15 protein-coding genes are annotated in these 19,026 nt (G+C 72.8%); 7 read left to right on the top strand and 8 right to left on the bottom strand.

The genetic code is table 11. From position 1 onward, the window contains the following. Positions 1–126: 126 nt before the first annotated feature. The 6 genes from ACFY1T_RS33040 to ACFY1T_RS33015 form a co-directional block, all read right to left on the bottom strand. Positions 127–630, bottom strand: coding sequence for an anti-sigma regulatory factor (locus ACFY1T_RS33040; RefSeq protein WP_030857313.1), 504 nt, complete (start codon positions 628–630; stop codon positions 127–129). 243 nt (positions 631–873) lie between these two features. Further along, positions 874–1,641, bottom strand: a complete 768-nt coding sequence (locus tag ACFY1T_RS33035; RefSeq protein WP_030857311.1) for an enoyl-CoA hydratase/isomerase family protein — start codon at positions 1,639–1,641, stop codon at positions 874–876. Between the two features lie 86 nt (positions 1,642–1,727). Then, positions 1,728–2,972 carry an Ig-like domain-containing protein gene (locus ACFY1T_RS33030; protein ID WP_390791459.1) on the bottom strand — a complete coding sequence of 415 codons (1,245 nt, stop codon included), beginning with the start codon at positions 2,970–2,972 and terminating at the stop codon, positions 1,728–1,730. 113 nt (positions 2,973–3,085) lie between these two features. Next, entirely contained in the window at positions 3,086–3,814 is a 729-nt protein-coding gene (locus tag ACFY1T_RS33025) for a L,D-transpeptidase family protein (protein ID WP_390791458.1), read from the bottom strand. 127 nt (positions 3,815–3,941) lie between these two features. Continuing rightward, positions 3,942–6,137 (bottom strand): choice-of-anchor A family protein, encoded by a 2,196-nt coding sequence (locus tag ACFY1T_RS33020; protein WP_390791457.1) that lies wholly within the window; start codon positions 6,135–6,137, stop codon positions 3,942–3,944. Between the two features lie 180 nt (positions 6,138–6,317). Beyond that, positions 6,318–7,505, bottom strand: a complete 1,188-nt coding sequence (locus ACFY1T_RS33015) for an Ig-like domain-containing protein (protein WP_390791456.1) — start codon at positions 7,503–7,505, stop codon at positions 6,318–6,320. Positions 7,506–7,719: 214 nt separating this feature from the next. Here ACFY1T_RS33015 and glgX point away from each other — a divergent pair, with 214 nt between their 5' ends. Both glgX and ACFY1T_RS33005 read left to right on the top strand, forming a co-directional pair. Continuing rightward, positions 7,720–10,038, top strand: a complete 2,319-nt coding sequence (gene glgX / locus ACFY1T_RS33010) for a glycogen debranching protein GlgX (protein WP_390791455.1) — start codon at positions 7,720–7,722, stop codon at positions 10,036–10,038. A gap of 114 nt (positions 10,039–10,152) precedes the next feature. After that, the gene (locus ACFY1T_RS33005) at positions 10,153–10,875 is read left to right on the top strand and encodes a CDP-alcohol phosphatidyltransferase family protein (RefSeq protein WP_390791454.1); all 723 of its coding nucleotides are present in this window, start codon (positions 10,153–10,155) and stop codon (positions 10,873–10,875) included. Here the strand turns inward: ACFY1T_RS33005 and ACFY1T_RS33000 are convergent. Continuing rightward, a complete protein-coding gene (locus ACFY1T_RS33000; RefSeq protein WP_030857296.1) occupies positions 10,856–11,326 on the bottom strand; it encodes an adenylyltransferase/cytidyltransferase family protein in 471 nt (156 codons plus the stop codon). The genes ACFY1T_RS33005 and ACFY1T_RS33000 overlap by 20 nt on opposite strands. A gap of 172 nt (positions 11,327–11,498) precedes the next feature. Between ACFY1T_RS33000 and ACFY1T_RS32995 the strand changes: the two genes are divergently transcribed. The 3 genes from ACFY1T_RS32995 to ACFY1T_RS32985 are packed head-to-tail and all read left to right on the top strand — an operon-like array spanning position 11,499 to position 15,705. Next, positions 11,499–12,704: a glycosyltransferase family 4 protein gene (locus ACFY1T_RS32995; RefSeq protein WP_030857294.1), complete on the top strand. Its 1,206-nt coding sequence runs from the start codon at positions 11,499–11,501 to the stop codon at positions 12,702–12,704. Further along, complete coding sequence (locus tag ACFY1T_RS32990; protein WP_390791453.1) at positions 12,701–14,485, top strand: lipopolysaccharide biosynthesis protein; 1,785 nt, start codon at positions 12,701–12,703, stop codon at positions 14,483–14,485. Before ACFY1T_RS32995 ends, ACFY1T_RS32990 begins: the two co-directional genes overlap by 4 nt. Further along, entirely contained in the window at positions 14,482–15,705 is a 1,224-nt protein-coding gene (locus ACFY1T_RS32985; protein ID WP_390791452.1) for a hypothetical protein, read from the top strand. The genes ACFY1T_RS32990 and ACFY1T_RS32985 overlap by 4 nt, the downstream gene beginning before the upstream one ends. Positions 15,706–15,736: 31 nt before the next feature. On the opposite strand, the gene ACFY1T_RS32980 is transcribed toward ACFY1T_RS32985, so the two are convergent. After that, the gene (locus ACFY1T_RS32980; protein WP_390791451.1) at positions 15,737–17,257 is read right to left on the bottom strand and encodes a hypothetical protein; all 1,521 of its coding nucleotides are present in this window, start codon (positions 17,255–17,257) and stop codon (positions 15,737–15,739) included. Positions 17,258–17,372: 115 nt separating this feature from the next. Here ACFY1T_RS32980 and ACFY1T_RS32975 point away from each other — a divergent pair, with 115 nt between their 5' ends. Both ACFY1T_RS32975 and ACFY1T_RS32970 read left to right on the top strand, forming a co-directional pair. Continuing rightward, positions 17,373–17,912, top strand: a complete 540-nt coding sequence (locus tag ACFY1T_RS32975) for a WcaF family extracellular polysaccharide biosynthesis acetyltransferase (protein ID WP_390791450.1) — start codon at positions 17,373–17,375, stop codon at positions 17,910–17,912. Continuing rightward, the gene (locus tag ACFY1T_RS32970) at positions 17,909–19,024 is read left to right on the top strand and encodes a glycosyltransferase (protein ID WP_390791449.1); all 1,116 of its coding nucleotides are present in this window, start codon (positions 17,909–17,911) and stop codon (positions 19,022–19,024) included. Before ACFY1T_RS32975 ends, ACFY1T_RS32970 begins: the two co-directional genes overlap by 4 nt. Positions 19,025–19,026: the final 2 nt, after the last annotated feature.

The following is a 19,026-nucleotide window of genomic DNA, read 5'->3' as shown; positions in this document are numbered from 1 at the left end:
ACCCCATTCGATCCTCGGCGCACCCATGAAGCCCCCACGAAGCCCCATCACGGCGACCGGGGGCTTCAGGCATTCCGGGGCGGGGCGGACGGCCGCGGATGACGCCCCACACGGATCGGTCCGCCGTCAGCGGTCCGCGACCCTCATCTCGAACCAGGTGATCTTGCCGCGCGGCAGCAGGTCGGCGCCCCAGCGGTCGGAGAGCTTGTCGACGAGGAAGAGCCCCCGCCCGGTGGTGTCCAGCTCGTGCACCGGCATCAGGCAGGGCAGCCCGCGCGAGGGGTCGCGCACCTCGACCCGGATCCAGCCGCGCCTGCGGTGCATCCGTAAGCCGAACGACCGGGCACCGGTGTGCCGCACCGCGTTGCCGACGAGCTCGGAGACCAGCAGGACGGTGTGCTCGGCCACCTGCGGGGAGAACCCCCAGAAGCGGATCACCACGTACTGGGCGAGCCGGCGGGCCTCACGCGCCGACTCCGGCATGGACGGCAGGTTCACTTCCGCCTCAGCAGGATTACCGTACAACTCCAGTGCCTTGAGGCCCTGTTCGTCCTCAAGAGCCGCCGTGAGCCGTACGGCGGAAGCGCTGCTGCGCTGCCGCGGCTGTTCCACACCCTCCAGGCCCGCCATGAACCCATCATGGACGGCCGATGTGCCCGCCCGGGCCGTTCCGCAGGAAAACACCCCCCGGAATCATGGATTCCAAGGGGGCGTTCCGTCATATGCGCGGGGCAACCGGAGAGCTGTGGGACCACCCTGATCTGCGGTGACCCGCTGCTCCCGGAAGATCACCGGGAGTGGATCTCCCCGACCCCTTAAGGCTGCCTTAAGGCCTGGCTAATCCACCCCTAGGGAGGACCAACGGCTTTCCGGCTAGACGAACTTCGCCTTGCCCGGGCCTTCCTCGACGAAGCTGCGCATGCCGCGCTCGCGGTCCTCCGTGGCGAACAGGCCCGCGAACCAGTTGCGTTCGATGGTCAGACCCGTGTCGATGTCCGCCTCCAGGCCCGCGTCCACGCACTCCTTCGCGGCGCGCAGCGCGATCGCCGGGCCCTGGGCCAGCTTGGCGGCCCAGGCGTGGGCCTGCTCGTACACCTCGGCGGCGGGCACGACCCGGTCCACGAGGCCGAGGGCGAGCGCCTCGTCGGCCTTGACCATGCGGCCGGTGAAGATGAGGTCCTTGGCCTTGGACGGGCCGATCAGCCGGGAGAGCCGCTGGGTGCCTCCGGCCCCCGGGATCAGGCCCAGCAGGATCTCGGGCTGGCCGAGCTTCGCGTTGTCGGCGGCGATCCGGTAGTCGGCGCAGAGCGCGAGCTCGCAACCGCCGCCGAGGGCGTAGCCGGTGACGGCGGCCACGACCGGCTTGGGGATCCGCGCGACGGCGGTGAACGCGTCCTGGAGCGCGCGGGACCGGGCGACCATCGCCGCGTGGTCCATCGTCTGCATCTCCTTGATGTCCGCGCCGGCCGCGAACACCTTCTCGCCGCCGTAGATGATCACCGCGCGCACGTCGGCCCGGTCGGTGGCCTCCACCGCGAGCTCGCGCAGCCGGTCCTGGGTGGCGATGTCCAGGGCGTTCATGGGCGGGCGGTCCAGGCGGAGGGTGCCGACGCCTTCGGAGACTTCGAGAGAGAGGGTCATACGCGAAAGGTTAGCGGCGGTTAACGACAAGTGGCCCGGTGCCGTGGGTCACAGCACCGGGCCACTCGACTACGCGCGGGGGAGGACTACTTGATCCACTCCGCCCAGTCCATGTTCCAGCCGTTGAGGCCGTTGTCCGGGGCGATCTGCTTGTCCTTGGAGTTCTTCACGATGACGACGTCGCCGATCAGGGACTCGTCGAAGAACCACGCGGCGGGCTGCTTGCCGTCGCCCGCACCGCGGACGTCCTTGAGGCCCACGCAGCCGTGGCTGACGTTCTCGGAGCCGAACGTGCTCGCGGACGCCCAGTAGTTGCCGTGGACGAAGGTGCCCGACTGCGACAGGCGCATGGCGTGCGGAACGTCCGAGATGTCGTACTCGCCGCCGAATCCGACGGTCGCGCCGTTCATCCGGGTCACCTTGTACTTCTCGCTGATGACCATCTGCCCGTTGTAGGTGGTCGTCGACGGGGCGCCCGCGGTGATCGGGAGGTCCTTGAGCACCTGGCCGTCACGGACGACCTGCATCGTGTGCTCGCTCGCGTCGACCGTGGAGACCTGCGAGCGGCCGATGGTGAAGGTGACCGTACGGGTCTGCTTGCCGTAGACGCCGGGGCGGCCTTCGACCCCGTCGAGGGCGATCTTCACGGTGACCTTGGTACCGGCGGCCCAGTACTTCTCGGGGCGGAAGTCGAGGCGGTCGTTGCCGAACCAGTGGCCCTCGACCGGGACGGACGGCTCGGCCGTCACGGTGATGGCCTTCTCGACGGCCTCGGTGTTGGTGATGCCGCGGGTGAAGTTGAACGACACCGGCATGCCCACGCCGACGGTCTCGCCGTCCTCGGGCGTGTAGTGGCCGACGAAGGTGTTCGTCGGGGTCAGGGTCGTGAAGGTGGTGTCCTTGGCGGACTCGCGGCCGGCCTCGTCCTTGGCGACGGCGTGCACCTTGTACTCGGTGGCGGCGGCCAGGTTGCGGGCGGGCTCCCAGCTCGCGGCGTCCGCGGCGAGCTTGCCCTCGACGGCGTTGCCCTTGGTGTCGGCGACGGTCACCGTGGTGAGCTTGCCGCCGGTGGTGGATATCTTCAGGATGCCGCTGGTGGCGACCTCCTTGGCGCCGTCGTCCGGCTTGACGCTGACGACCGCCTTGGACGCCTCGGTGCCGGTCTTGCCACCTCCGCCGGCGCCGCTGTCGTCGCCGCCTCCCCCACCCGAGTTGCCGCCTCCGCTGCACGCGCTGGTGAGCAGCAGTGCCGCTCCGAGCAGGAGGGCCGGCAGGCCGGTGCGGCGGGCGCGGCCGCGTATCGGCTGCAGGTTCACTCTTCTTCTCCCCATGTCCCCCGCGCGCGGACTGTCGCGCGCATGTCGACAGGAAATCACACGGGGGGATCACGAAGAGAAACGGTCTTGTCACCGTTCCGTCCCAAGCGGGGCGGGGAACGGGGGCGTCAGTCCTCCGTACCGGGTTTGGTGCCCCAGACGTAGACGGTGTCGCCCTCGTCCAGCAGGTTCCACAGCCGCTCGGCGTCCGGCACGGAGAGGTTGACGCAGCCGGCCGAGCCGCCGTGCGCGTAGAGGTCGCCGGGGCGGCCGTGCAGGGCCTGGCCCCCGTCGAAGAACTGGGCGTACGGCATGGGGGCGTTGTCGTACAGGGTGGACTTGTGGTCCTTGCTGCGCCAGTAGATCTCGTGCCGGCCCCGGCGGGTCTCCTGGTCGTCGCGGCCGGTGCGGATGGGCACGGGCGGGAAGACCACGCCGCTGCCCCGCTGCACCCACAGCAGCTGCCGGTCGAGGTCCACGCAGGTCACCCGGCCCGTGCTGACGGGGCAGGCGCCGTCGGCGTTGGGGTGGGCCCGGGCGGCCACGGCGACCATCGTGCGGTAGGTGGCGAGCCCGGGGTAACCGTCGGCGGGGGTGATGCCGTTGGCGCTCTGGAAGGCGCGGACGGCCGCGCAGTCGGCCGGGGACTGCGTCCCGTCGACGGGGCGCCCGAGGTGGGCCTCGAGCTCGCGCTGGTAGGGCCCGGTGCCGGCCGTACAGGCGGGCTCGGGGGCCCCCGCCCCCGCCCCGCGGGCGGCCGCCGGGACCGGCGCGGTGAGGGCGAGTACGGCGAGGGCCAGGACGGCCGCGGCCGCGCCTCGTGCCGCGGGTACGCGCAGTGCTGCGCCTGCGGTCATACGGGCCTCCTCCGGCCCGCCGGCCGGGCCGCCGGGGCCCAGCTAACCCGGACCGGAGCCGGGGGGCCCGCGCGGGTGCGCCGGTGGGGTGAGCGCGTCACCTCACCGGCGCACGGGCGGGGGCGGATCAGCCGCGGCCGGCGCCCTTGCCGCCGCCCTTGCCCTTGCCGCCGTCGTCCTTGCCCTTGCCGTGGTCGTCGCGCCGGTTGTCCACCGTCACCACCAGCTTGTGGCCGGGGGTCCCCCCGTCGAGCCGCAGCGGACCGGTCACCCGGTCGTCCGGCAGCACGTAGCCCTCGGGCACGTCCGTCTCGCGCAGGTAGTACGCGCCCGCCTCCAGGTCCCCGAAGGTGCAGACGCCCGCTCCGTCCGTGGCGCAGCCCGCCTTGGCCAGGACGTCGGCGTTGATGCCCGCCGTCTGCAGGCCCGCGGTCCCGTTGGCCTCCTTCCAGACCTCGAACACGGCGCCGCGCAGCGGCCGCTTGGTCTTGGCGTCCTTCTTCAGGACCTCCAGCACCCCGCGGTACTCCTTGCCGTTGACGACGGTCGCCGTGACCCCGGCGGTGACGTCCGCCTCGGTGAGGACCACGGTGGTCACCGGCTGCGCGGGCAGCTCGTAGCCCTCGGGGGCGACGGTCTCGCGCCAGTGGTAGGTACCGGGCTCGACCACGCGCTCGCACCGGCCGTCGGCCCCGGTGACGCAGGTGTTCTCGACGAGCGTGTCCGGGGAGCCGCCGGCGCCGTCCGTCTGGAGGCCCGTACGGCCGTTGGTCTCGCGCCACAGCTGGAACGTGGCCCGCGCGAGCGGGGTGGTGCCGTTGGCGTCGACCTTGTGGACGGCGACCTTGCCGGTGGGCGCCGGCGGCGGCACCTTCACGTTGTCCACCACGTACCGCGTGCCGGCCGTGGCGTTCTCGGCGGTCAGCGTCAGCGGGAAGACGCGCTGCTCGGGCAGCACGTACCCGTCGGGGGCCGCCGTCTCGCGCCAGTAGTACGTGCCGAGTTCCGACTCCCGCGCGCAGATGCCGTCGGCGGGGGTGACGCAGTCGGCGACCTTGGTGTCGGCCTCGCCCGTGAACTGGGCGCCGCGCACACCGTTGGTCTCGCGCCACAGCTCGAAGTGCGCGCCGGCCAGCGGCTTGCCCGTCTCGTCCCGCTTGAGGACGGAGACCGATCCGGTGACGGGTACGGGCGGGGTCACGGCGCAGTCGGGCAGATCGCCGTCGAAGGGGTACGCGTGGAACTCCTGGCCCCCGCCGAGGCCGTCGACGCTGGTGTGCGTGAGCGTGCCGGTGGTGAAGAAGCGGCCGTTCATGCCGGGCAGGGTGACCGTGGTCTGCGAGGCCTGCTCGCCGACCAGGACGGCGCCCTGGAACTGGCCGCTGCCCCGGAGGTGCAGGGTCGTCGCGTCCGGGAAGTTCCACAGCAGCCGGGTCCGCAGCGCGTTCCAGGGACTGTGGGCGTCGTCGATGGCGCCGCTGTAGGTGCTGATGGTGCGGTCGGTGCCGAGGACGTTGACGAGGACGGTGGCGTCCGCCGGAATGCGGTCGAAGCGGATCCCGACGGCCCCGCCCGCTCCGCCGCCGCCTCCGCCGGACACCATGTCGAAGTCGACGTTGAAGATCTGGAGCCCGGAGACGCCGTCCCCGGTGAAGACCGTGGTCCCGGAGGCGTTGACGGCCGTGCCGGTGGCCGTGCGGAGCTGCCCGCCGACCCGCGCGTAGCACTTGCTGGCGGCGGTGAGCCGGTCGCGCAGGCCCTCGTACTTGGACACGGCGGTCGTGTCCTGGACCAGCGGGCCGGTGACCCGGCCGGGGCCGGGTGCGGTGCCTGCGTACCGGACCACGCCGCCGTCGGAGATCAGCCGCTCGCCTGCGGCGATCCGGACGTTCGCACCGGTCGCGAGGAAGTCCGAGCCGGGCGGGGGCTGCACCAGGGAGCCCGCGCCGACGATGCCGATGTTGTAGGCCTGGCCGGCCTGGGCGTCCTTGTCCTGGTCGAAGCTGCCGAGGACGACGACCTTGCCCTCGGCCTCGGCGGCGCGTGCGCGGACCCGGAAGTCCCCGCCGACGAAGACGTTCACGGCGTCGTCGTACCCCTTGGCCGTGGTGCCGACGTCGACCGGGGGGAACGGGTCGGGGCACCGGCCCGGGACGCAGGGACCGAGGCCGTCCGGCAGCGGGGCGCGCAGGGCGGCCCGTACCGGTGCCGCGTGTTCCCGCACCGGCCGGTCGGCCGCCGGGGCCGCCGCGAGGGCCGTGGAGGACCCGGCGGCCAGAACGGCTCCGACCGCGAGCCCGAGGGTCCAGTTCCTTGCTGACATGACGCTCCGTCCGTCTCCTGGCGCTGCCGCGCCGCTCGGCTGGGGCAAGCTGAGCGCAGGATCAGGGGTGTCGGACGGAAGGACACACGCGGGCCGCGACATTGCGGTGTGACAATCACTCGACTGGTGTGCGTCCGGGGCGCCTGCGGAGCTTGTCCCGCCGGCGCCCGGCGTGCGCCGTCAGGTGATGGCGGAGCCCGCGACCCAGTCCGCCCAGGACATGTTCCAGCCGCCCAGCCCGTTGTTCGGGGCGACCGTCTTGTCCTGCGAGTTCACGACCTCCACCACGTCTCCGACCAGGGTCCGGTCGAAGAACCAGCCGGCCGGGGTGTCCGAGCCGCCGCCCTTGTCGTCGCGCAGTCCCACGCAGCCGTGGCTGGTGTTGGAGGAGCCGAAGGTGTCGGGGCTGGCCCAGTAGTTCCCGTGCAGGAAGGTCCCGGAGGTGGTGAGCCGCATGGCGTGCGGCACGTCGGGGATGTCGTACTCGCCGCCGAACCCGACGGTCTGGCCGTTCATCCGGGTCACGTCGAACATCTCCAGCACCACCATCTTGCCGTTGTAGGTGGTGTTCTTGGGGGCTCCGGCGCTGATCGGGAGAGTCTGGACCAGCTTCCCGTCGCGGCGGACCTCCATCGTGTGCGCCTCCGCGTCCACGAGGGAGACCTGGGAGCGGCCGACCGTGAAGGTGACGGACTTGTCCTGGATGCCGTACGAGCCGGGCGCGCCCTGCACGTCCCGCAGGTTCATGGTGACGGTGACCTCGGTGCCGGGCTTCCAGTACGTCTTGGGCCGGAAGTCGAGGCGCTCCTTGCCGAACCAGTGGCCGACGATCTGCACCGCGGGCTTGGAGGTGACGGTGATGGCCCGCTCGACGTCGGCGCGGTTCGCAATCGAGCGGTTGAAGTTGAAGGAGACGATCATGCCGGTGCCCACGGTGGAGCGGTTCTCGGGTTTGAAGTAGCCGATGAACCGTTCCTCGGGGACGTAGGTGGTGAAGGTGGTGTGCCGGGCCTGGCGGCGGTTGTGGCCGTCGAGGGCGACCGCGTCCACGGTGTACTTGGCGGCGAGCGCGAGCCGGCCGCCCTCGGTGTCGGGGCTCCAGCTGAGGCCGTCGGGGGCGATGGAGCCTGGCACGCGCTCCTCCTGGGCGTCCTCGACCTTGGTCACCACGACCCGCTCGAGGCGGCCCTCGGGCACTCTGACGGTCAGCGGGCCCTCGGCCGGGACCCCCTTGGCGTTGTCCTCGGGGGTGATGCGGATGGCCTCGTCGGGCGACCGGGGCTTGCCGGGAAGCTGGATCTCGACGGGGGAACCGCCGCTCGCGGTGCATCCGGCCAGGCCGCCCAGCAGGCCCGCCCATACCGCCACGGCGGCCAAGCCAGCCGCCGCCCGCCTCGTCAGAAGTGTCACGATCCCTCCAACGACCGGGGCCCTCCGGGGGAAACGTGAGCGCGGGCCACGTTCCGGGCAGATCTCTCCGGGCAGAACAGTGGGAAGGACCAGACGGGGGCTGGCTCCGGCAGGGACGCCGGGGCCGCACGTGCCTTCCCCTGCCGGTACCCAGGAGCCGTGGAGGCGGGCAGTGTCGAGCGCAGCCGAGCAAGAGGCGGTGGATACCGCCGCCATGGAGTCAGTGACCTCAGTGGAGTCGCCCGCCCCGCACGTCAACGGCCAGTGGAGCGGGCCGGTGCCACAGGGTCGGGAGCCGGCCTTACGGGCCGTCACGCGCCCGGGGCCCCCGGTGTGGCCCGGGTCCTCGCACCCCCTGGGGGCGCGCTTCCGCACCGGCCCGGACGGGACGGCCGGCACCAACTTCGCGTTGTGGGCGCAGGGCGCGGAGTCGGTGGAGGTGTGCCTGTTCGACGCGGAGGGCGCCGAGACCCGGTGTGCGCTGACCGAGCTGACGCACGAGATCTGGCACGGCTTCCTGCCGGGGGTGCGCCCGGGGCAGCGGTACGGGTTCCGGGTGCACGGCCGCTGGGACCCCTGGACGGGGGCCCGCTTCAATCCGGCCAAGCTGCTGCTGGACCCGTACGCCCGGGCCGTCGACGGGGACTTCACGCTGCCGCCGGAGGTGTACGGGCACGTCCGCGACTGGCCGCAGCAGTACATCGCGGACACGGTGCGCGACGACCGGGACTCGGCGCCGTTCGTCCCCAAGGGGGTGGTCGTCCACGATGACGACGACTGGGCGGACGACGTCCGGCCGAAGACCCCGTGGGCCGATTCGGTGATCTACGAGCTGCACGTGCGCGGGTTCACGATGCGCCATCCGGGTGTTCCCGAGGAGCTGCGCGGCACGTACGCGGGGCTGGCCCATCCGGCGGCCCTCGAGCACCTGGTGAAGCTGGGCGTGACGGCGGTCGAACTGCTGCCGGTGCACCAGTTCGCGCACGAGGACCACCTGCTGCGCCGGGGCCTGCGCAACTACTGGGGCTACAACTCGGTCGGCTACTTCGCCCCGCACGCGGGGTACTCGTCGAGCGGTACGGCCGGGCAGCAGGTCGGGGAGTTCAAGCGGATGGTGCGGGCCCTGCACGCGGCCGGGATCGAGGTGATCCTCGACGTGGTCTACAACCACACGGCGGAGGCGGGAGAGCTGGGCCCGACGCTGTCGCTGCGCGGGATCGACAACCGGGGCTACTACCGGCTCCAGTCCGACCAGCGCCGGTATTCCGACTACACGGGCTGCGGGAACACCCTGCACGCGGGGCGTCCGCACGTGCTGCGGCTGATCACGGACTCGCTGCGCTACTGGGTGACGGAGATGGGAGTGGACGGGTTCCGCTTCGATCTGGCGGCGGCGCTGGCCCGCTCGATGCACGACGTGGACATGCTGTCGCCGTTCCTCGCGGTGATCGCGCAGGATCCGGTGCTGCGGCGGGTGAAGCTGATCGCCGAGCCCTGGGACGTGGGCTCGGGCGGCTACCAGGTGGGGGCGTTCCCGCCGCTGTGGACGGAGTGGAACGACCGCTACCGGGACGCCGTGCGGGACTTCTGGCGGGGCGCGCTGCCCGACGTGCGGGACCTCGGGTACCGGCTGTCGGGCTCCAGCGACCTGTACGCGTGGGGCGGGCGGCGGCCGTACGCCTCGGTGAACTTCGTGACGGCGCACGACGGGTTCACGCTGCGCGACCTGGTGTCGTACGAGCGCAAGCACAACGACGCCAACGGGGAGGCGGGCCGCGACGGGACGAACGACAACCGCTCCTGGAACTGCGGGGCGGAGGGGGACACGGACGACGCCCGGATCGGGGTGCTGCGCCGGCGGCAGCTGCGCAACCTGCTGACCACCCTGCTGCTGTCGACCGGGGTGCCGATGCTGGTGGCCGGGGACGAGTTCGGGCGCACCCAGGGCGGCAACAACAACGCGTACTGCCAGGACAACGAGACGGGCTGGGTGGACTGGTCGCTGCTGGAGGATCCGGCCTGGCGGGATCTGTTCGCACTGGCCGCGCGGCTGGTGGCGCTGCGCCAGGAGCATCCGGTGCTGCGCCGGCGGGCCTTCTTCTCGGGGCGTCCGCAGGGCGCGGACGGGCTGCGGGACCTGGCCTGGTTCACCCCGGCGGGCAAGGAGATGACCGAGCGGGACTGGTACGCCCCGGCCGCCTCGCTCGGGATGTACCTGTCCGGGCGGGACATCCCTGGCCGCGACGAGCGGGGGCGGCAGGTGGCCGACGACAGCTTCCTGGCGCTGCTGCACGCCGGGGACCGGCCGGTGGCGTGGGTGCTGCCGGGCGCTCCGTGGGCGGCGGGGTACGAGCTGGTGCTGGACACCGCGCGGGAGGACCAGGCCGCACCTCCCGGCACCCGGCACCGGGGCGGGGAGACGCTGACGGTGCCGGCCCGGTCGGTGCTGCTGCTGCGGGTGTCCGGCCGGGGAGGGCGGATGGCCGGGTGAGGCGGGAGGACGGCCGAGCCGGAGCGGGAACCCTCGTTCGTCCTGCGATGATGTGGCCTCGTACACACGTGCACCCGTACACGTGTGCCACATCGGCAGGGATCAGGGGTGGGCATGGCGAGAGTCGGGACCGCGCTGCGGGAGCTGCGCGGGGCGCAGAAGTCGGCGAAGGGGGTGTCGCTCTATTCGCGGTTCGTCAACCGGCCCGCGGGGCGGTACCTGGCCGCCGTGTCGCATGCGCTCGGGTTGACCCCGAACCAGGTGACGCTGGTCAGCGCCGCCTTCAGCTTCGCCGCCGTGGCCGCGGTCGCGCTCTGCGCGCCCTCGTGGGGGCTGGGCGCGGCCGTGTGGGCCGCGCTCGCCGTCGGGTTCGCCTTCGACTCGGCCGACGGGCAGCTGGCCCGGCTGCGCGGCGGCGGCAGCGCGGCGGGCGAATGGCTGGACCACGTCGTGGACTGCGCCAAGCTGACCGCGCTGCACACCTGCGTGCTGATCGCGTTCTACCGCTTCCCCGAGGCGTACGGGACGGGCGGGCAGGGCTGGCTGCTGGTCCCGCTGGGCTTCCAGTTCGCCTCGGTCGTCACCTTCTTCGGCGGCCTGCTGACCGAGAAGCTCAAGCCGAAGCCGGCGCCCGGGAGCCCCGCCGCCGCGCCCTCGACCGTGCGCGCGGTGGCGCTGCTGCCCGTGGACTACGGCGTGTTCTGCCTGGTCTTCCTCGCGCTCGGGGGCGGGGCGCTGTTCCGCTGGGCCTACGCCGGGCTCGGCGCGGTCGCCGTGCTGTTCCTGGTGGCGTTCCTCGCGAAGTGGTTCCGGGAGCTCAGCGCCGTTCCGCGCTGAGCGGCTCGGACAGCGCGTCCAGGGCCCGGCGCAGCTGGGTGCTGGACGTGTGCACCGTGTAGGGGAAGTAGACGACGTCGACGCCGACGGCGGCGAAGTCCTTCTCCAGCTTGTCGCCCTTGGGAGTGCCCCGCCAGTCGTCGCCCTTGAAGATCACGTCGAAGCGGACCTGCTTCCAGGTCTCCACCTTGTCCGGAACCGTCTCGACGAACGCGGCATCCACATACCGGACGCTTCGGACAATTTCCAGCCGCTCCACGAGCGGGATCATCGGGCGGCGGCCCTTGGCCAGTTCCGCCATCTCGTCGGAGACCACCCCGGCGACCAGGTAGTCGCACTGACTCCGGGCGTGCCGAAGGATATTGAGATGCCCGATATGGAACAGATCGTACGCACCTGGGGCGTACCCGACTCGGTACGGTCTGTGCGCAGGTGCACCAAGGTCGGACATGTCGCGCTCCGTCATGAGTTACCCCCCAGCGACCACACCCCCCGGTGTGGCGGATTAGCAGACAATAGCGTGCACGTTCCCCGTGCTGTCGGTGAACGAATAGGGTGACGTGCGCATCATCCTGGGGAGAAGGGGACGTTCAGTGTCGAGATCCGGTCACCGGCGCCTACTGCTGGTTTCCACCAACTACGCTCCCGAGCACGCGGGGATTGGGCCGTACGCCACCCAGATCGCGGAGCACTGGGCGGATCTCGGCCATGACACCCACGTGCTCGCCGGCATGCCGCACTACCCGTCGTGGTCGCTGGAGCCGGAGTACAAGGGGGCGCTCCGGCGCACGGAACAGCGCGCGGGGGTCACGGTGCACCGGCGCGCACACACCGTGCCGCCCCGCCAGACCGCCGTCAAGCGGGCCCTTTTTGAAGGATCGATTCTGCTGCACGGCGCCGTGGCCCCGCCCCGGATGCCGCGCCCGGACGCCGTCATGGCCCAGATGCCCAGCCTGGCCGGCGGGGTCCTCGCCGCCCGGCTCGCCGCCCGCTGGAAGGTCCCGTTCATCCCGGTCGTCCAGGACCTGATGGGCGCGGCCGCCGCGCAGAGCGGGATCAGCGGCGGCGACAAGGCGGCCGCCGTCGCCGGGCGCGCGGAGGCGTACGCCCTGAAGCGGGCCACCCTGGTCGGCGTGATCCACGAGACCTTCGTGGACCGGGTCGTCGGCATGGGCGTGGACCCGGCGAAGATCCGCCTCGTGCCCAACTGGTCCCACGTCCCGCAGCCCACCCGGCCGCGCGGCCAGACCCGGCGCCACCTCGGCTGGGCACCCGGCGAGCCGGTCGTCCTGCACTCCGGGAACATGGGCCTCAAGCAGGGCCTCGAAGTGCTCGTGGGCGCCGCCCGCCTGGATCCCGGTGTCCGTTTCGTCCTCATGGGCGACGGCAGCCAGCGCTCGGCCCTGGCCGACCTCGCGGCAGACGTGCCGAATCTGGACATCATCCCCCCTGCCGCCGACGGAGAGTTCCCGGATATCCTCGCGGCGGCGGACGTACTCGCCGTCACGCAGCACGCGGCCGTGCTCGACATGAGCGTGCCGTCCAAACTGACCTCCTACTTCCAGGCGGGCAGGCCCGTCATCGCGTCCGTCGCGGCGGAGGGCGGCACGGCCCAGGAAGTGGAACGCTCGGGTGCGGGGGTGCTCGTACCACCGGAGGACCCCCACGCCCTGCTGAAGGCCGTACGGGCCCTCGCCGAGGACCCCGAGGGCGCGGATGCGCTCGGGGCGGCCGGGCCCCGGCACGTGGCGGCCCACCTGAGCCGTGACGCGGGCCTGGCCCGCATCGACGCACTGATAGACGAAGCACTTGGGGGTCCGCAGTCGTGATCGAGACGAACCGCCCTGCGTCCGTCCCGGCGGAGGACGAACCGGACCTCCTCAGGGACCAGTTCAAACAGCTCCTGCGCTACCGCCGCCTCCTCGGGGCGGGTGTCGGCATCGGCCTGCTGGGCGGCGTCTACCTCGGCATCTCCACGTCCGACACCTACGTCGCCACCGCGGACGTCGTGCTGCGCGCGCCCACCGACGACCCGTTCAACCCGAGCCTCGCGCCCGACAAGGCGATCAACATCGGCTCGGAGCGCCAGGTCGCGCTCAGCTCCTCCATAGCCAACGAGGCCGCGAAGAAGCTCGGCGTGACCTCGAAGGACTTCGCCGGTCTGCGCAGCGGCCTCCAGGTGACCAACCCGCCCCAGACGATGGTGCTGCGGTTCACCTACACCGCGTCCTCCGCCAAGGAGGCCGCCACCCGCGCCAACGCGATGACCGAGGCGTACCTGCTCAAGCGGCAGGACTCCCTCGACGTCACGCGCGACAAGATGGTCAAGGGCTACCAGGACCAGCGCGACCCGGTCGCCAAGAACCTCGACGAGCTCGTCAAGCAGATCAACACCATGCCGGCCGGCACGGGCCGCGACGCCGCGTACGCCTCGAAGACCGATCTGCAGAGCAAGGTCAACACCCTCAACAGCAACATCGCCAAGCTCCAGGCCCTGGACATGAGCCCGGGCCGGGTCACCAGCCCCGCGACCCCGCCGTCCGACACCGACGGCCCGGGCCTCGTGATGTCGCTGGCGCTCGGCGCGGCCGTGGGCCTCGCCCTGGGCCTGCTCGCCGCGTGGGTCCGGCTCGTGTTCGACCCGGCGCCGCGCTCCGAGGGCGATGTCGCGCGGGCCCTGCGCGCCCCCGTGCTCGGCTACCTGCCGCGGGCCAAGACCGGCGGCGGACCACTGCTCGCGGCCGGCGAGGAGGACCCCCGGCTCGCCGAGGAGTTCCGCTCCGTGGCGTTCCGGCTCGCGTACGACTCCCGCTTCGCCGACCGGCGCCGGCTGCTGGTCGTCGCCCCGCGCGGCAGCAGCGAGACCGCCGCCGCGGCGGCCGTGAACCTGGCCGCCTCCTTCGCGGAGACCGGCAAGGACGTCCTGCTCATCGAAGCCGACCTGCGCACTCCGGTCCTGGCCAGCCAGCTGCCGACCGGCGCCGGGCGGCCGCGGTGGAGCCAGACTCCGGGCGGCGCCTCCGGCGGCCCGGCGGCCCACGGCGACTCCGAGTGGCCCGACGGACGCCAGCTCGTCGTCGACGCCGGGGAGTCGGGCACCTTCGACCTGATCCCGGGCGAGCCGGTGCGCAACGTGCCCCGCGCGCTGACCTCCCCGCGCGCCACCCGGCTGATCTCCGAGGCCGACTCCCCCAACTCCACGGTGGTCGTGCTCGCGCCGCCCGTGCTCTCGTACGCCGACGCCCTCGCGCTCGTCGACCGCGTCGACGGCGTCCTGGTCGTCTGCGACCCGCGCGCCGTCCACCGCACCGACCTGTCCCGGATCCGCGAGCTGATCAGCGGCGCCGGCGGCACGGTGCTCGGCGCGGTGCTGCACGCCCCGCTGCCGGGCGAGAAGCGCGGCCGCGGCGGCAAGGCGAAGGGCGCGTCCGCCGCCCCGGCGCAGGCCTCCCGGCCGTCCGCGCCGCAGGCTCAGCCGCTCACGCGGCAGCCGAACCAGGCTCAGGGACAGGGTCAGCAGGCGCACCGGCAGGCCGAACCCGAACAGCACATCCCGGGTGACGGCACGGACACGGTGGCCCTGCGCACGGTGCGCATGGGCCGCAGATGAGCCGGCGCGGCCTCGCCGCCGTCTCCTCGGTCCTGGACCAGGCCGCGTCCAGCGCCACGAACATCCTGGTGCTGGTGCTGGCCGCCCGGCTGTCCTCGGCATCCGGTTTCGCCGACTTCTCGATGGTGTACGTGACGTTCAGCGTGCTCCTCGGGCTGAACATGGCGTACGTCGGCCAGACGGTGGTGCTGGAGAAGGACGAGGACCGGCTGGGCGCGGTGTGCCGCTCGGGCCTCGCGTTCACCGGGGCCGCCTCGGCGGCGGCGGGCGCGGCGCTGGCCTTCGTCGGCCTCGCCGTGACCGGGGCCGGCGGCCGGGCGTTCCTCGCGCTGGGCCTCGTACTGCCGCTGGTGCTCGTCCAGGACGGGCTGCGGTACTGCTTCTCCGCGCTGCGCACCCCCGAGCGGGCGCTGGCCGCGGACGCGCTGCGGCTGGTGTGCGTCGTGGCCGCGCTGCTGCTCCAGCCCGAAGGGGCTTCCGCCGGGCGGCTGGTACTGGTGTGGGGGGTCTCGGCGCTCCCGGCGCTCGCGCTGGGGCTGTGGCTGCTGCGTCCGTACGTCCGGGGCGCGGCGGCCGATCTGCGGCCGTACCTGCGGCGGGGCCACCTGGGGCAGCGGTTCGTGGTCGAGTTCGCGGTGGGCAACGGGTCCAGCCAGCTGGCGGTACTGGGGCTCGGCCTGTTCGCGACCCCGCTGGCGGTGGGTGCGCTGCGGGGCGCGACGACCTTGTTCGGCCCGCTGAACGTGCTGTTCAACTCGGCGAACGCCTTCGGCCCGCCGGTGGTGGGCCGGGCGTCCGGCAAGCGGGGCGTGGTCCGGCTGACGGCGGCGATGGGCGGCGTGCTGGCGGCTCTCGGCGCCGGCTGGGCCGCGGTCCTGTACGCGCTGCCCGAAGGCGTGGGCCGCCGGCTGCTCGGCGACACGTGGGCGGCGGCCTCCGCCCTGCTCCCGGCCACGGGAGCCCAGTACGCGGTGATGGGCCTGGGCACTTGCGCCCTGCTGACCCTGCGCGTCCTCAACCCGAAGGCGACGCTCTCGTTGCAGGTCGTCTTCTCGCTGCTGTCGGTGGCGCTGCTGCTCGGCGGGTACGCGGTGGCCGGCGTGACCGGCGCCGCCTGGGGACTGGCGGCGGGCTCGGCGCTCAAGGCCGCGGCGGCCTGGCTCCGCGTCTCCCGCGTCCCGGCGCGCGCGCCCGGGCAGCCGGTCACGACGGCCGCCTGAGCCGACGGGCGCCCGGGCTGCCGGCCTGTTGTCAGCGCAGCCTGGTGGACTTGTCCTGGCGGTACGTCGCGACCAGCGCCAGGCAGAGGGCCGCGATCGCCACGCGGCCGGAGGCCTGGAGCAGGGGGCCCCGCAGCAGGATGAACGAGTATCCGGCGACCAGCGGGACCACCACCGAGATCAGGCTGCCCGGAGGCGAGCGCCGCGTGGCGCGCTTCGCGTAGCGGCGGTCCACCCGGGCCGCCGCGTACCCCGTGGCCAGGAGCCCGGCGCCCATGCCCAGCGGGCCGAAGTCCAGCCACAGCTCGGCCCAGATCGGGGACGACAGGTTGGTGTTGACGGTCCCCATCCACTCGCCGACCATCACGCCCGTGTCCTTCGGCTTGCCCGGCCAGACCGAGCGCGGCACCGCGAAGAAGACGGACCCGGCGAGCTGGCTCCCGTACAGGTGCCCGGGACCGGAGTTCGAGTACGTGATGGTGTTGGCGAACATGCCGATCTGGTCGTAGTCCTTCAGCGCCATCGGCTCCAGGAACGACGTCGTCTCGACCGGCTTGTAGTTCTTCTCGTCGTAGCGGAAGCGGTCCGCGAACGGGAACACGAGCAGGGCGATCACCACGGCCATCGACAGCGCCACCCGGTACATCGCGGCGCTCACCGGGAAGACCGTGAACAGCAGCGCGAACATGACCGTGAGGAACCAGTACCGCGGGTTCGAGATCGGGTTGTTGACCACCAGGTTGAGCAGGGCCAGCGCCCCCCAGGTGACGATGATCGACACCTTGCGGCGGGCGTAGGTCGAGGTGATCAGCCAGCGCGTGTAGAGCAGCAGGGCGAGCAGCGCCGGGACGGTGCCGAAGCCGCGCAGCAGGGCCTGGCCGGCCTGGCCGTCGCCGTTGGAGACGCCCGCCTCCTCGATGCCCGCGATGATCTCCTGGCGGCTGGAGAAGAACACCGCCGGGCCGCCGAGCTTCATGATGAACGCGGCGCTGCACAGGAAAGCGAGCCCGGTCAGCAGTTGGAGGCGGCGCCGGTGGGCCATGACCGGCCGCGGCTCCTTCTGGGAGCCGCCGGCCCGCCCGGCCGGCCGGTGGCGGGCCAGCAGGACGCCGACGTCGAACGCCGTGCAGCCGAGCAGGACCAGGCCGATGGCGACGGTGAGGTCGGAGCGGGGTCCGACCACGGGGGTCGGGACCCGGCCGAGGACGGCCTGCGCGAGCGGGGCCACGCCCATCGCCATGTAGACGAAGAGCCAGAAGGAGCCCTGGAGCAGCTTGCGCCGGCTGGTCAGGACCATCGCCGAGAGCCGGGCGCCCGCGTACATCGTGAGCAGGAGCTGGAGCCAGAAGGCGGCGTCGCGCTGGCCGTCGCCCGGCTGGACGGCGACGATCAGCGGCAGGAAGACGGTGAAGCCGAGGATGAGCGGCACGGACAGCGCGCGGGAGAGCAGGGTCCGCGGGGTGGTGACCCGGCCCCACTTGTGCGCGTCCTGCGGCTCGGGGACGGACGGCAGCGGCGGGGTCACCGAGGGCTTGCGTATGTCCGTTGCCACTGCCGCCCCCGCCCGATGTGCCTGGTCCGCGCGCAGTCTAGTCTGAGCGGGCGGCGTCCGGGGAGGCGCTCCTGCGGAGCGCGACGGGCCCGCAGCGCACGATGAGGGGCGACAGTTGCGTGATCTTCCTGCCTTCACGCTGGCCGGATACGACAAGGGGCGCGGGCTGCTGACGCAGGCGCTCTGGTTCGCGGTGATGAACACGCTGTTCATGGCGTGGTTCTGTCCGGCCCGGCTGCGGGTGGCACTGCTGCGGGCGTTCGGCGCGTGCATCGGCGAGGGCGTGCTGATCCGGCACCGGGTACGGGTGCTGTGGCCGTGGAAGCTCACCGTCGGCGACCACACGTGGATCGGCGAGGGCGCCTGGCTGCTGAACCTGGAGCCGGTGACCATCGGGGCGAACGTCTGCATCTCGCAGGAGGCCATGCTCTGCACCGGCTCGCACGACCACCGGGCCGCCGACTTCCGCTACCGCAACGGGCCGATCGTGGTCGAGGACGGCGCGTGGGTGGCCGTGCGGGCGACCGTGCTGGCCGGGGTCACGGTGGGCCGCTGCGCGGTGGCGGGTGCCGGTTCCGTGGTCCACAGAAACCTTCCTGCACTGACCCTGCAGACGATGGACGGGCAGCGCCGCCCGGTCGAGGAGCCCAAGTGAGAGTCCTGCACGCCGTCACGCTCCACTCCCCCTCGCACGCCTTCGGCGGGCCCGTCCGGGTCGCGCTGAACCTGGCCAAGGGCCTGCGGGGCCGCGGCCACGAGGCGCGGCTGCTGGCGCTGGGCGAGGGCTTCCCGGAACCGTGGCCGACCTCGGTGGAGGGCGTCCCGGCGAAGCTGTTCCCGGCCCGGCGCCTCCTCCCCCTGGGCTTCAGCGGGATGACCTCGCCGGCCCTGCTGGCCTCGGCGGGCCGGCTGGTCCGGGACGCGGACGTGGTCCACGTCCACCTGGCGCGGGACCTGGTGACCCTGCCGGTGGCCCTCGCCGCGCTGCGGGCCGGCAAGCCGCTGGTGCTGCAGACGCACGGGATGGTGGACCCGAGCGAGAAGCTGCTGGCCAAGGTGCTGGACGCGGTGGCCGTACGGAGGCTGCTGCGCGGCGCGGACGCGGTGCTGTACCTGACCCCGCACGAACGGGAGGGCCTCGACGCGGTGGTGGGCGGCGCGCTGCCGGGGGCCGTCCGGCTGGTGAACGGCACGCCCGCGCAGGAGGAGCGGCCGGCCCCGGCCGGCCCCCCGCGCATCCTGTACTCGGCGCGCCTGCAGGCCCGCAAGCGCCCGGTGGACTTCGTGGACGCGGCCCCGGCGATCCTGGCGGCGCACCCGGACGCGGAGTTCGTGGTGGCCGGCCCGGACGAGGGCGAGCTGGCGGCGGTGCGGGCGCGCATCGCGGAGCTGGGCCTGGAGGGGTGCTTCACGGTCCCGGGAGCGCTGTCGACCGCCGAGGTCCTGACGGAGCTGCGGCGGGCGCACGTCTACGTACTGCCGTCGGTGGACGAGCCGTTCCCGATGTCGGTCCTGGAAGCCCTGTCGGTGGGCGTCCCGACGGTGGTCACCCACTCGAACGGCCTGGCCCGCGACATCGCCGCGGCGGGCGCCGGCCGGGCGGTCCCCCCGGGCCCGGCGGACGCGGCGGAAGCCGTCCTGTCCCTCCTGGACCCCGCCGAGAACGCCAGGGCCGGGGCGTCGGCCCGCAGGCTGGCCGCGGACTCCTTCTCGATGGACGCCGTCATCGACACCCTCCTCCCGGTCTACGAGAAGGCCCTGCGCTGACG

Source organism: Streptomyces sp. NPDC001194 (assembly GCF_042896985.1).
Taxonomy (GTDB): Bacteria; Actinomycetota; Actinomycetes; order Streptomycetales; family Streptomycetaceae; genus Streptomyces.
Note: the sequence above shows the minus strand (reverse complement) of the source record. Positions and strands in the feature narration are given on the sequence as shown.